The organism is Streptomyces sp. NPDC104371 (assembly GCF_055583785.1).
Genome location: NZ_JBVJNF010000003.1, coordinates 384,843 through 397,536, shown reverse-complemented (window position 1 = coordinate 397,536; position 12,694 = coordinate 384,843). Strand labels below are relative to the sequence as shown.

At 70.8% G+C, this 12,694-nt stretch carries 13 protein-coding genes; 4 read left to right on the top strand and 9 right to left on the bottom strand.

All coding sequences use genetic code 11. The features are described 5' to 3' along the window. Positions 1-70 precede the first annotated feature (70 nt). Together ACZ60T_RS12470 and ACZ60T_RS12465 are read right to left on the bottom strand one after the other, a co-directional pair. The gene (locus tag ACZ60T_RS12470) at positions 71-736 is read right to left on the bottom strand and encodes a response regulator transcription factor (RefSeq protein WP_365626471.1); all 666 of its coding nucleotides are present in this window, start codon (positions 734-736) and stop codon (positions 71-73) included. After that, entirely contained in the window at positions 733-1,932 is a 1,200-nt protein-coding gene (locus tag ACZ60T_RS12465; protein ID WP_469665839.1) for a sensor histidine kinase, read from the bottom strand. Before ACZ60T_RS12465 ends, ACZ60T_RS12470 begins: the two co-directional genes overlap by 4 nt. 183 nt (positions 1,933-2,115) lie before the next feature. On the opposite strand from ACZ60T_RS12465, the gene ACZ60T_RS12460 reads away from it, so the two are divergent. Continuing rightward, entirely contained in the window at positions 2,116-2,670 is a 555-nt protein-coding gene (locus ACZ60T_RS12460) for a DUF2269 domain-containing protein (RefSeq protein WP_469665838.1), read from the top strand. A gap of 115 nt (positions 2,671-2,785) precedes the next feature. Continuing rightward, positions 2,786-4,729: an ABC1 kinase family protein gene (locus ACZ60T_RS12455; RefSeq protein WP_469665837.1), complete on the top strand. Its 1,944-nt coding sequence runs from the start codon at positions 2,786-2,788 to the stop codon at positions 4,727-4,729. A gap of 152 nt (positions 4,730-4,881) precedes the next feature. Here the strand turns inward: ACZ60T_RS12455 and ACZ60T_RS12450 are convergent, their stop codons facing one another. Continuing rightward, positions 4,882-5,565 (bottom strand): winged helix-turn-helix transcriptional regulator, encoded by a 684-nt coding sequence (locus tag ACZ60T_RS12450; protein WP_469665836.1) that lies wholly within the window; start codon positions 5,563-5,565, stop codon positions 4,882-4,884. Positions 5,566-5,574: 9 nt separating this feature from the next. Next, the gene (locus tag ACZ60T_RS12445; protein WP_469665835.1) at positions 5,575-5,934 is read right to left on the bottom strand and encodes a hypothetical protein; all 360 of its coding nucleotides are present in this window, start codon (positions 5,932-5,934) and stop codon (positions 5,575-5,577) included. A gap of 60 nt (positions 5,935-5,994) precedes the next feature. Here ACZ60T_RS12445 and ACZ60T_RS12440 point away from each other — a divergent pair, with 60 nt between their 5' ends. Continuing rightward, complete coding sequence (locus ACZ60T_RS12440; protein ID WP_469665834.1) at positions 5,995-6,423, top strand: organic hydroperoxide resistance protein; 429 nt, start codon at positions 5,995-5,997, stop codon at positions 6,421-6,423. Between the two features lie 71 nt (positions 6,424-6,494). Here ACZ60T_RS12440 and ACZ60T_RS12435 read toward each other — a convergent pair whose 3' ends face one another. The 4 genes from ACZ60T_RS12435 to ACZ60T_RS12420 all read right to left on the bottom strand — a co-directional run bounded on the left by ACZ60T_RS12435 (position 6,495) and on the right by ACZ60T_RS12420 (position 10,798). Then, a complete protein-coding gene (locus ACZ60T_RS12435) occupies positions 6,495-7,388 on the bottom strand; it encodes a carbon-nitrogen hydrolase family protein (protein WP_469665833.1) in 894 nt (297 codons plus the stop codon). Positions 7,389-7,443: 55 nt separating this feature from the next. Beyond that, entirely contained in the window at positions 7,444-8,400 is a 957-nt protein-coding gene (locus tag ACZ60T_RS12430; protein WP_469666078.1) for a pirin family protein, read from the bottom strand. 132 nt (positions 8,401-8,532) lie between these two features. Continuing rightward, positions 8,533-9,993 (bottom strand): FAD-binding protein, encoded by a 1,461-nt coding sequence (locus ACZ60T_RS12425; RefSeq protein WP_469665832.1) that lies wholly within the window; start codon positions 9,991-9,993, stop codon positions 8,533-8,535. 196 nt (positions 9,994-10,189) lie between these two features. Beyond that, on the bottom strand, positions 10,190-10,798 hold the full coding sequence (locus ACZ60T_RS12420; RefSeq protein ID WP_469665831.1) for a superoxide dismutase: 609 nt from the start codon (positions 10,796-10,798) through the stop codon (positions 10,190-10,192). Positions 10,799-11,078: 280 nt separating this feature from the next. Between ACZ60T_RS12420 and ACZ60T_RS12415 the strand changes: the two genes are divergently transcribed. Beyond that, on the top strand, positions 11,079-11,510 hold the full coding sequence (locus ACZ60T_RS12415; protein ID WP_365626433.1) for a GNAT family N-acetyltransferase: 432 nt from the start codon (positions 11,079-11,081) through the stop codon (positions 11,508-11,510). A 37-nt stretch (positions 11,511-11,547) separates the two neighbouring features. On the opposite strand, the gene ACZ60T_RS12410 is transcribed toward ACZ60T_RS12415, so the two are convergent. Next, positions 11,548-12,672 (bottom strand): LacI family DNA-binding transcriptional regulator, encoded by a 1,125-nt coding sequence (locus tag ACZ60T_RS12410; protein WP_469665830.1) that lies wholly within the window; start codon positions 12,670-12,672, stop codon positions 11,548-11,550. Positions 12,673-12,694: the final 22 nt, after the last annotated feature.

The following is a 12,694-nucleotide window of genomic DNA, read 5'->3' as shown; positions in this document are numbered from 1 at the left end:
CGCACGGCATCCGTCGGCGAACGACACCTCCGTACGCGGATGAGCGTACGGCGGGGCAACTCCTGTGGTGTCAGGCGGAGTCCTCGGTCACCAGCCCGGACTGGTAGGCGAACACGACGAGTTGGGCCCGGTCGCGGGCATGGAGCTTGATCATCGCCCGGCTGACGTGGGTGCGGGCGGTGGCCGGGCTGATGAACAGCCGTGCGGCGATCTCCTCGTTGGACAGCCCGTCCGCCACCAGCGCCACGATCTCCCGCTCCCGGTCGGTGAGTTGGGACACGCCCGGATGCGGCTTGCGGGCGCCGCCCGGACGGGAGACATAGGCGTTGATCAGCTTGCGGGTCACCGTCGGCGACAACAGCGAGTCCCCGGCGGCCACCGCCCGTACCGCCCGCAGCAGGTCGTGCGGTTCGGTGTCCTTGACCAGGAAGCCGCTCGCCCCCGCGCGCAGCGCCTCGAAGACGTACTCGTCCAGGTCGAAGGTGGTCAGCATGATGACCTTCGTGGCGGACAGCACGGGATCGGAGGTGATCGCCCGCAGCACCTCCAGGCCGTCCGCCCGCGGCATACGGATGTCCAGCAGCGCGACATCGGGCCGGGTACGACGCACCATCTCCAGCGCCGAGCGGCCGTCGGTGGCCTCCCCCGCGAGTTCCATGCCGTCCTCCGACTCCAGCAGGACGCGCAGCCCGATCCGTACCAGGCTTTGATCATCGGCAACCAGAACGCGGATCATGGGGCGTAGTGTGCCCGAGGCAGTCGGGCGGTCACAACAAATCCGCCTCCCTCGCGCGGTCCGGCCTCCAGCAGTCCGCCCAGTGCCTCGGTGCGGTCCTTCATCCCCTGGATGCCGTGACCACCGTCGGAGCGCGGCCGCGGACCACGCGGCCGGGACGAACCACCGTTCGGACGCCCCTCGTTGGCCACGCGCACCAGCAGCGCCTGCGGTTCGTAGCCCACCTCCACGGAGGCGGCGTTGTCCTCGGCGTGGTGCAGCACGTTGGTCAGCGACTCCTGGACGATGCGGTACGCCGCCCGCTCCACCTCCGGCCGCAGCGCGACCCGTTCGCCGCGCACCCGCAGTGTCACCTCCACTCCGGCCCGGCCCATCGTGGCCACCAGCTCGTCGAGCCGGTGCAGCCCGTGTCCGGAGTCGTCGGGTGTCTCGCGGAACACCCCGAAGGTACGGTCCAGTTCGGCCATGGCCTCCCGGCTGACCTGCGAGACCGCCTCCAACGCGGCCACCATCTGCTCGGGTCGCTTCTCGCTCACGTGCAGCGCCACGCCCGACTGCATGCTGATCACCGCCAGCGCGTGGCCGACCACGTCGTGCACCTCGCGGGCGATCCCCAGCCGCTCCTCGGCCACCCGGCGGCGGACCTCCTCCGCACCGGCCCGCTCGACCGACCGGCGGCGCAGCCGGACAGCCACCGCGACCGTCCCCGGCAACAGCAGGATCGCTCCGATCAGCGCGGACATCCCCCATACCTCGCCGTACGCCCGGGGGTTGCCGACGGTGCGTACGACACAGGGGACGAGCACCACCAGCAGCGCGACCGCGCCGGCGCTCAACGCGGCCCACCACTCGGTGCGTCGGGCGACCGTCAGCAGGGCGAGGCCGACCGCGAGCGCGGCCGGTACCGGATGCTCGCCCAGCGCCACGCAGGCCGACGCGGCCACGGTGACCACGGCCAGGACCGGCAACGCCCGGCCGCGCCGCACGAACAGGGCGGCGGCGATCACGATCCCGAGCACAACGGAGGCCGCGGACATGCGCTGACCGGTGACGAGCGAGGGACTTGCCACGACGGCCGCTCCGATCACCAGCGCCAGGAAGGCGTCGACGGCGACCGCGCCGGTGATCCGGCCCGCGGGGTCGGCCGCGGATGCGCGCTCGGTGGGCGGCGGCCCGCTCCGACGATCAGTGTCCACGCCCCGACGATAGGCACCCCGGGCAGGCCGCTCAACCGGCTCACCCGCCGATGCCTCCAGCACCGGACCCCTCGTACGTCCGACACCGTAGGGCGGTTACCGCCGCTCGCTGACGACGTCCCGGTGGGGCCCGAGCGACTGTTGAGGGGTCATGGCGGCGGCTCCCGGAGGACAGGACATTCGATGATCGTCTCAAGCGGTCGACTGGGGCCGTCCCCGCGCAAGGCCTTGGTGGTCCTGCACATCGTCACCTCGGTCGGCTGGCTGGCGCTCATGCTGTGCCTGCTCGCGCTGGGCGCGCTGGCGCTGGCGACCGAGGACGCGGACACCCTGCGCACCGCCTACCGGACGATGCCGCTGCTGGGCGATCCGCTGAACCTCCCCCTCAGCCTGTTGTCGCTGCTCACCGGGCTGGTGCTGGCACTCGGCACGCCCTGGGGCCTGTTCCGGTTCCAGTGGGTCACCGTCAAGTTCTGGCTCACCCTCGCCGCCGCCGCTGCGTCCGTCTTCCAGCTCACCGCCCGGCTGCACGAGGCGGGGGACGTGGTGGCCCGGCATCCCACCGGGTCGATCGCGGCCATGCATCTGGGGTTCACCCGCTACAACCTGGTGATCGTCCCGACCGTGGCGCTCACCGTGTACGTCGTCAACGTCGCGCTGTCCGTCGTCAAACCCTGGGGACGCCGCCGAAGCCCGGCTGACCGGGCCGGTGCGCGCCGCGGACGGCGATCCGGGTGACGCGGAACCGGCCGTCTGCGGCGCCCACCTCACTTCGGCACGCTCGACGCGCCCGTACCGCCGGGCTGTCGGACTGCCTTCCTTCCCGACCCCTGACGCGAGGTGACCGGTTGTGGTGCTGAGCTACGGCGTTGCCGCCCTCTTCATCGGCTTCTGGACGCTGATCCTGCCGGTCGCCGCCCGGCGCATGCTCGGTGTCCGCGCGGGCCGGACGCGGCTGCTGCTCAGCGGTGTCGCGGGGGTGGCCGCGGCCGGGCTCTCGGTCGGCGACCGGATGCGCGACCCCGGCCAACAGCCCGCGTTCATCCTGCTGTTCGTGGGCATCGGCGTGCTCGTGGCGATGCTCCTGCTCGTCGTCGGCGAGATCGCCGCCGCGACCGGCGCACGGCCCCGGCCGCTGCGCTCCTACCGGGCGCTCCAGCAGTGGTGGCGGCGCCTTCGCCGTTACTCCCGGATCAGCCGGGTGGCGCTCCGGCACGGACTGGCCCCGTATCTGACGAGCCGACGTGAGCCCACGGCGCGTCCCGGCGCGTCGGTCCCCGATGCCGCCAGGCGACTGCGGCAGGCCCTGGAGGAAGCGGGGGTCACCTTCGTCAAGGTCGGACAGATCCTCTCCACCCGCCACGATCTGCTGCCCCCGGAGTTCACCCGCGAACTGGCCCGGCTCCAGAACCAGGTGACCCCGGTGGACTGGCCGGACATCGAGGCGCGGCTGATCGCCGAGTGGGGCGCCCCAATCGACGAGGTGTTCTCGGAGTTCGACCGCAAACCGCTGGCCGCCGCGTCCATCGCGCAGGTGCACCGTGCCCGGTTGCACACCGGCGAGGAAGTGGCCGTCAAGGTACGGCGCCCCGGCATCGGTTCGCTGGTCGAGAGCGACCTCGACATCATCCAGCGCACCGCCCGCACCCTGCGCCGCCGCAGCGACTGGGCCAGGTCCCTCGGCATCGAGACGCTCGCCGAGGGGTTCGGCGAAGCGCTGCGCGAGGAGCTGGACTTCACCGTCGAGGCCCGCAACAACGAGACGGTGCGCGCCGCGAGCGGGGAGAGCGACGTCGTCATACCGCGGATCCACCCCCAGTGGTGCACCGGCCGTGTGCTGGTCATGGAGTACCTGGACGGCGTGCCCCTCGGCGAGGCCGGGCCCGTCATCGACGCCCACGGGCTGGACCGCGCCGAGTTGGCCCGCACACTGCTGCGCGCCCTGCTGTCGCAGATCATGCTGAACGGTGTCTTCCACGCCGACCCGCACCCGGGCAACCTGTTCCTGCTCCGCGACGGCCGGCTCAGCATGCTGGACCTCGGCTCGGTCGGCCGCCTCGACTCCCGGCTGCGCTCGGTGCTGCAACGCCTGCTGCTGGCCGTCGACGGCGCCGATACGGACGCGCTCATGGACGCCCTGGTAGAGATCGCGGACGCCCCCGAGGAGATCGACCAGAGCGGTCTGCGACGGGCCGTCGGCCGCTTCACGGCCCGCCACCTCGGCGCCGGTCCGACCGCCGACGCCGAGATGTTCACCGACCTGTTCCGGATCGCCGCCCGCTACGGCATCTCGGTGCCGTCCGAACTGGCCGCGGTCTTCCGCTCGTTGGCGACGCTGGAGGGCACCCTCGCCCAACTCTCCCCGGGCTTCGACCTCGTCGAGGAGTCACGGGCCTTCGCCACGGCCTCGTTCCCCGAGGCCGTGCTCGCCCCCTCGCCGCGGTCACTGCGGACCATCGCCGCCACCGAGGCCCTCGCGGTCCTGCCGATGCTGCGGCGGCTGCCGCACCGGGTGGACCGGCTGGCCGATGCGCTCGAACACGGCCGACTCTCGGTGGGTATCCGCCTGTTCGCCGACGACCGCGACCGCCGGATCGTCACCGGCCTGGTCCACCTGTCCCTGCTGACGTTCCTGGCCGCCGCGACCGGGATCACCGGCGTACTCCTCCTCGGTGTCACGGGCGGCCCCCGAGTGGCCCAGGACTTCAGCCTCTACCACCTGATCGCCTCGTGCCTGATGATGCTCTCCGGCGTACTGACGCTACGGGTGCTGACGTCGACGTTGCGGCGCGGGTGAGGGCGGGGGTGGCGCCTCGTCGGCGTAGTACGCCCGCCGATCGCCTCACCGGAGGGTGACTTCTCTCGGGCCGTTGAACGGCGCCAATAGGTATCCCCTGGACGGGGTCTTCTCAAGGCTGCGGCGTCCTGAAGGTCCCCAGGACGTCAGTATCAGCCGTGACGGTCCGCCTTCCGGGCGCGCGGGGACGGCAGCCGGAACAGGCCCCTCAGGCCGCGCAGGGCCTCGCTGTCGCCGGATGCCGACGCGGCACCGCTCTCGATCGCCTCGGCGAACGTGAGGTCGTGGCCCGCCAGGCGGAGGAACGCCTCCTGGCTGATCGTGACGGTCACGTCGGGATGCTGGGCCGGTCCGTGCAGCGCCTCGATCGTCCCGTCGTCGATCCGGGTGTGGAAGAACTCGTCGTCGATACGGAACTCGTACACCGCGCGCAGTCCGGCGGCGGCCTCGGCGTCGAAGCAGGCCCGCAGGCCGAGCACGGCCCAGCCCGGATGGAACGTCTCGGTCGCACGCCGTTCACCCATCGCCCACTTCAGGCCCCACCGGGCCAACTCCAGGATCGCCGGGCCGAGTTCCTCACCGGCCTCGGTGAGGGCGTACGCGGGGGTCCGGGCGGGCGGCGGGAGCGTGGTCTTGTGCGCGAGCCCCTCGCGTTCCAGGTGTTTCAGGCGGGCAGCCAGCAGTCCGGTGCCGAGGCCGCGCAGACTGGCCTGGAGGTCACCGAACCGCTTGGGCCCGGTCAGAAGCTCGCGGATCAGCAGGAGCGTCCAGCGCTCGCCGACGAGATCGAGGGTGCGCGCGGTCGCGCAGTACTGGTTGTACGTCCGCTGTTCCACCGCGTCAGTCTAGGCTTCGCGCTTCGTGCTCCTGAGTGAACAGGCCTCCAGGAGCGTCCGGGTGAGCGGCTCCGGGTCGGTCAGCATCACGTCGTGCGGGCCGTCCAGCCCGTACGTCCGGTAGCCGACGGCCTCGCCGAACCGATCGAACGGGTAGGTCCGCGGCTCGCAGAAGACGGCCGTTCCGGGAATCCGGTCGACGGCGCCGCTCAGGCGAGTGGGCTCGGTGAACGTGCGCAGCGGCTGGGGGAGCATGCGCGCGGCCAGCCAGGCCGCGTCGTCGGTGCCGACGATGCCGAATGCCGCCGGGGGCGGGGCCGGGGTCTCCCCTCCACTCGTCGCATGGACTCCGAACCCGACCGTAGTCATTGACTTCCTGTTTTTGAAGTGTCAGATTCGAATTGCGGTAGCCGAACAAGGGAGTTGAGGATGAGCAAGGCGCTGTACACAGCCCAGGCACACGTCGCGGGAGGCAGGAACGGTCACGGGCGCACGAACGACGGACGGCTGGATCTGGACTTGCGGCAGCCCAAGGAACTGGGCGGGACCGGTGAGGGCACAAACCCCGAGCAACTCTTCGCCATCGGGTACGCCGCCTGTTTCGGCACAACGCTCGCGCTGGTCGGGCAGCGCGGCAAGCTCAAGGCGGACGACGCGGAGATCGACTCGTCCGTCTCCCTGATCCCCATCAACGACGGCCGCTTCAAGCTCGGCGTCGACCTGCGTATCTCGCTGCCTTCGATCACCGACGATCAAGCACGCGAACTGGTCACAACGGCCCACCAGATCTGCCCGTACTCCAACGCCACACGCGACAACATCGACGTGACACTGAAGGTCAACGGCACACGCCTGTGACACCGGCCGCGTTACCGCAGGTCAGCATCGGTTCCTTCCCTCGCGCGCGGACACCGCTCGACGGCCTTGTGTCAGAACTCGGCGCGGTTCTCGCTTCTTTGATCCCCCAGAACGACGTAACTGTCATACATGCCCTCGCGTGCAAGCTGACGCCGTGGCCGCGCAAGGCGAAGGGCTGTCACGATGTCGGGATCCTGCGTGTCCAGGTCGATGTCGGCGATCGCGAGGCCAGGCCGACTGTCACAAGGGCAGCTCGCGAGCTGTCGCCCGCCAGGCGCGGTGATCGTGGCGGGAGCGGTGGCACCGAATTGAGCTGGTACGGAGTAGCCCACCCAGCAGTTGTAGAGGGTCGCGTACGCCTGCGCGACGACAGCGCGCGCAGCATCGTCGACCATCACGGAGATCAGAAGGCAGTCCACGCCCAACTGCTCGTATTCGTGGAAGAGTTCCGGGAAGTTGACCTCGATGCACAGTGCGACGCCGAGCCGGATGCCGTCGATCTCGAACACAAGGGGCGCGGTGCCGGGGGTGTACATGTACGAGGCTTCGGTGTGTGACAGGTATCGCTTGTCGTAGCGGGAGACGAGCTGTCCTTCGTCCGAGATGACGTAGAGGCTGTTGTGCGGGCGGTGCGGGGGTGTCAGTGGATGAGGCGAACCAAAGGCCACCCATAGGCCCAGCCGTCCGGCCAGGTCGGCGACGGACTCCGCTTCGGTGCGTACGACATCCCAGTCAACCCGGTTCCAGTCCGCGGCAGCAAGTGCCCCCTGCGGGCCTGACGACATCACATGCTTGCTGGGGTAGGTGATCGCCCCCTCCGGGAACTGCACCAACCTGGCACCGACAGCGCTTGCTTCGCGCATCAGATCGCGTATCTGCTCACCGCTCGCCCGCAAGTTCGCCGAGTCGGTAGGATCTTCCGTGACCGTGCTCTGTGCGACTGCCAACCGCAAGGACCTGCGCATGTGGGCACGATATGGCACGTGCAGAGTCGTCGCACACTCCGATCCCGGCCACGCGTCAGCGTCGGTTCCCCCGAGGCTTCAGTGGCACCCTCGGCAGTTCGGGGGCGGGCAGTGGGGCGCCGTTGTAGCCCCTCACCTCGCCGAAGCGGCGGCCTTCCGTCCAGTCGCGGCGGGCCTGGGCGATCTCTTCTGAGGAGCGGCCGATGAAGTTCCACCAGATGATGATCTCCTCCTCGAACGGGGGGCCGCCGAGCAGGATCATCCGGGCGGTGGTGTCCGACGTGTTCGTCAGGGTGAGTGTGCCGGTGCCCGGGTAGGCGTAGCCCAACTCCGCGAAACGCAGCGGGGTTTCGGCCAGGCTCACCTCGCCCTGGTCGATCAGGAGGCCGTGTTCGAAGGTGGGGTTCACGGTGAGTGTGAGGGTGGTGTGCGGCGGCAGGGCGATCTCGGCGCCCAGCAGCGGGGTGAAGGTCTTCACCGGGGAGGTGTGGCCGGCGAGGGAGCCCAGGAAGACCCTGATCTCGGCACCGTCGATCCGTACGGGCTCGGGCACGTAGTGCTGGAAGTCCCGTGCGGTGGCGCGGTGTTCGGCCGGCAGCGCCACCCAGAGCTGGACGCCGTGCAGGACGGTGGTGCGCGGGGTGGAGACCTCCGAGTGGCTGATGCCGTACCCGCCGGTCATGAGGTTCAGTTCGCCGGGTCGTACGTAGGCATGGCTGCCCAGGCTGTCGCGGTGCTCGATCTCCCCGCTGAACAGCCAGCTCACCGTCTGGAGACCGGTGTGCGGATGCGGGGCGACATCCATGCCACCGGATACCGACACGTCGTCGGGACCGTAGTGATCGGCGAAGCACCACGCGCCGATCAGGGTCCGGGCACGCTGCGGCAGCGTCCGCCGCACGGTCATCGCCCGGGGGCCGCCGAGGGGCACGTCGCGCGGTGTCAGTACGTCGACCCGCGCGGCCCCCGTCGGCCCCTCGCCGTCCACCGGCGCGCCGTATCGCGGCGCCATCGGTTCCGTTCCGATCTTGCCCTGCGTCTCGGCCTCGCTCACCGTGGACGCCTCCCGAAGATGTTCTATCTTCAACTATCATGCCACGATGGCAGACGCGGAGGACGAATCCAGCCGGCGGGACGCGCCCGGTCAGCCGGTGAAGACGTGCTGGCCCGGGGCCAGCAGGCCGCTCGGGTCGTAGCGACGCTTGGCCGCGGCGAACTCCTCCCAGACCTTCCCGTACTGGCCGCGCCAGTCGTCGGGCGTCATCGGGACGGTCCCCACGGGGTACTGCGTACCGCCGACGGCACGCACCGTCTCGTACGCGGCGCGGTTGGCGGCCGTCCGGGCCGTCACCGCCGCCTGGTCGGCCGGGTCCAGCGTCCACAGGACGGCCAGCAGATACGGCACCGGGTCGTCGGGGACCCGCAGCAGCGGGGTGTGCAGATGGCGCTGGACCAGCGGATAGAGCAGTACGGTGCCGCCGGGGCCGACGTCGTGCCCGGCGAACCCGTCCAGCAGGGTGCGCGCCAGTTCGACGGCGCGGTCACCGGGCAGCAGCAGGTTCAGCCAGGGGTGGGCCCAGGACCAGAGACCGGCGCGCCGGAGTTCGGCCACGCCCACGGCCAGCCGGTCGAGGAAGTCGATATAGGGGAGCGTCTCGGCGGCCACCGGGCCGGACCGGTCGTACCGCAGTCCGCGCAGCAGCTCGGTGTCGTCCGGCTCGGGTCCGGCGGGCGGCCCGTAGGCGGCGGCCTCCAGGACGTACGTCGTGTACGCGCCCGCGTCGTCGGCCGCGACCATGCCCTCGACATACGTGAACCGCGGGTCCCCGGCGAGCAGCCGCTGGTCGGCGAGGAACGTCTCCAGGTCCGTGTACGGCAGCAGGAAGTGCCGTACGGTCTCGGGCGCCGTGACCAGCCGCAGCGTCGCCGAGACGATGACCGCGCACTGGCCGAGCCCGGCGAGCACCGCCCGGAACAGGTCCGGCTGCCGGGTGGGCGAGCAGGTGGCCTTCTCCCCGGCCCCGGTGACCACCTCCAGCTCGGTCACGTTGTCCACCTGGGCGCCGAACCGGTGGACCTGGCCGCCGAGTCCGCCGACCGACAGCGTGCCGCCGACCGAGAGGTCCAGGTAGTCGGTGAGGACGGGCGGCGTCAGCCCGTGCCGCAGCGTCTCGCGCGTCAGGGTGCTCCACAACACCCCGGCGCCCACGGTGACGTGCCCGGCCTCCACCGCTCCGATCCGGTCCAGTGACCCGGTCTCGATGACCAGTCCCCCGGCCACCTGCGCCTGCCCGTACGTCGAGTGCCCCTGGCCGCGGGCGGCCACCTCGATGCCGTGCGCGTCGCAGAACCTGACCATCTCGACCACGTCCGCGGTGGACTCGGGGCGCAGCACGGCCGCCGGGAGATGGTGCACAAGGTGCCCGAAGTCGTCGGCGCCCTCGGCGAGCGAGGTCTCGTCCACCCTCAACGCGCCGTCCAGGTGCGGGACATGGGCCAAGCCGTCCCGCCCGGCCGCCGCCTTCGTGACCCACGCCCGCGCCTGCGGGTCGAAGGCCACCGCCTCGTCCCCCGTCGATGTTCGCCGCTGCGGCTGCTCCACCATGTCTCCCCCTCCTCGCTGACGCTCCGTCCGGGGCGGCACGCCCCCAACTCGGCGTCGGAATCAGCGCGATGGTATCGCTCGCTCCGCAACGGCTGGGCAAGATCGAGAAGTTGGCCACGCAAGGCTTCGACAGCCGAACGGGCCGGGAAGTCACGGGACTTCCCGGCCCGGCGCGCGCATTCCGCCCGGTGTCGTGTCAGGCGCCGGTCGCCGCCGTGTAACGGGCCGCGACATCCGACCAGTTGACCAGGTCCCACAGCTTGGTGACGTAGTCGGGGCGCACGTTCTTGTACTGGAGGTAGTACGCGTGCTCCCAGGCGTCGAAGACCAGCAGCGGCGTGGCGCCCTGGCCGACGTTGCCGTGGTGGTCGTAGACCTGCTCCACGATCAGCCGCCGCCCGAGCGGCTCCCAGGCCAGCACGCCCCACCCGGAGCCCTGCACGGACGTGGTCGCCACGGTGAGCTGCTTCTTGAACGCCTCGAAGCCGCCCAGGTGTTCGTCGATCGCGGTGGCCAGCGCGCCCTCGGGGCGGTCGCCGCCGTCGGGGGACAGGTTCTGCCAGAAGATCGAGTGCAGCACGTGCCCGGACAGGTTGAACGCGAACGTCTTCTCCAGTCCCACGAGACCCGTCGGCGTGATCTGGTCCTTGTCGCGGACCTCGGCGATCTGCTCCAGGGTGTCGTTGGCGCCCTTCACATACGCGGCGTGGTGCTTGGCGTGGTGCAGCTCCAGGATCTCCGGCGTGATGGCCGGGGCGAGAGCGGAGTAGTCGTACGGCAGGTCAGGAAGCGTGTAGCTGCCCATGGGCACAGCTCTCCCTCGAGTAGGTGATCGTTCGGGGGAAGCCTACGCCTCTATTGCGAATAGCTTGCAACAACCACAACCATGCATCAGCATGGGGGTGCGGGGTCGGCCGTCAGCTATCGACCGTGCAGGCGCTTCACGTGTGTCCTGTCCTTCCGAACGCTGATCGTCATCTCTCCCGGCAACCGGCCGGTTCGGCCGACCCCGCATGCCCTACGCCTTATGCCTCGCATCGACAACAGACGGCCGACCCCAGGGGGAACAGGGAGTGCGCATCCGTGTGGCAGGACCGGAGGACGTACCGGTACTGGCGGCGCTCAACGAGCAGTTGATCGAGGACCAGCCGCATGACAACCCGATGCGCGGCCGACAGCTCGCCGACCGGATGAGCCGCTGGCTCGCGGGTGACTACACCGCCGCGCTCGGCACCGTGGACCACGTCCCCGCGTTCTACGCGCTGTGGCGCACCGACGAGGACGGCGGCATCCATCTGCGTCAGTTCTTCGTCGCCCGCGACTTCCGCAGGCGGGGAACGGGGCGCGCCGCGATCGCGGCCCTGCGCGAGGAGTACTGGCCGGGGCGGCGTGTGACGCTCGACGTCCTCGCCCACAACGAACGAGGCATCGGCTTCTGGCGCTCCCTCGGATTCGAGGACTACGCCATCGAGATGAGACTGCCGAGCACCACCGTGCTCGAAGCCGGGCGGCGCTGAACACCACCGCGCCGCCCGGCAGTTACCACAACCCTCGTCAACCCTCCCCCGCCACCGGCAGAGTGGAGGCGCGCGGCAGCAACGTGGCCGCGACGAGGCGGTGTTGGGGCCGGGCACCGGCCCGCGCCGGGTGCCGTATCACGTCGATCAGCAACTCGGCTGCCTGGCGGCCGATCTCCTCCGGCGCCAGGTCGAGCGCGGTCAGCTCCGGGCGCGCGCTGCGCGCGAACTCCCCGTCGGCGCCGACCACGATCTGTACGTCCTCCGGTACGGCGAGGCCGAGTTCGCGGCAGACGGCGAGCGTGGCGAAGCCGAACTTCTCCATCACGACGTACACGGCGTCGGGCCGGTCGGGGCGGGTGAGCAGGCGATGCGCGGCGGCCGTGGAGTCCGTTCCCGACTCGGCGCGGTCCATGAGGACGGGGCGGCCGGTGCGCTCGCACCAGTCGACGTACGCACGGGCCGCGTCCTCGTCGTAGGACTGGCCGGTCGAGCCGGTCAGCAGTCCGATACGACGGGCCCCGGTGGCGGCGAGATGGTCGAGCGCGGCGACGGCGCAGGTGGACAGCTCGTTGTCGACCCAGGGGAAGGCGTCCTTGCGGGACAGGTCGCGGCCGGTGGTGACGACGGGGACGCCCGTACGGGAGAGGCGGGTCAGCAGCGGGTCGTCGGTGAGCGGGTCGATGACGATCGTGCCGTCCAGCGGCAGCGAGTCGAAGGGGCGTCCGTCCAGCGACGGCGGGACGAGCACGAGGGAGTAGTCGTGCGCCATCGCCGTCCAGGTCGCCGCGTTCACGATCTTGACGAAGTACTCGATGTCGGTGATGCCGCCCTCGACGGCGGTGCGGTGGGTCAGACCGAGCAGTCCGGTCCGGGCGCCGCGCAGGCCGCGCGCGTTGGGGTTGGCGCGGTAGCCGATCTCGGCGGCGACGGCGAGGACCCGCTCTCGGGTCTCGGCGCCGACCCGGCCCACGCCATTGAGCGCGTGCGAGGCCGTGGTGACGGAGACACCGGCCCGGCGGGCGACCTCACGCAGCCCGCCCCCCTTGGGCGCACCCGGCGTACGCGCGGCGGCGCGCGCTTCCCGAAGCGCGCCGGAGCCCGTGGACCCCGTACCGCCCGTGAGCCCCGTACCACCCGTCGGCTCTGTGACATCTGGCATGGCAGTGAGCTTACCGGTTGAC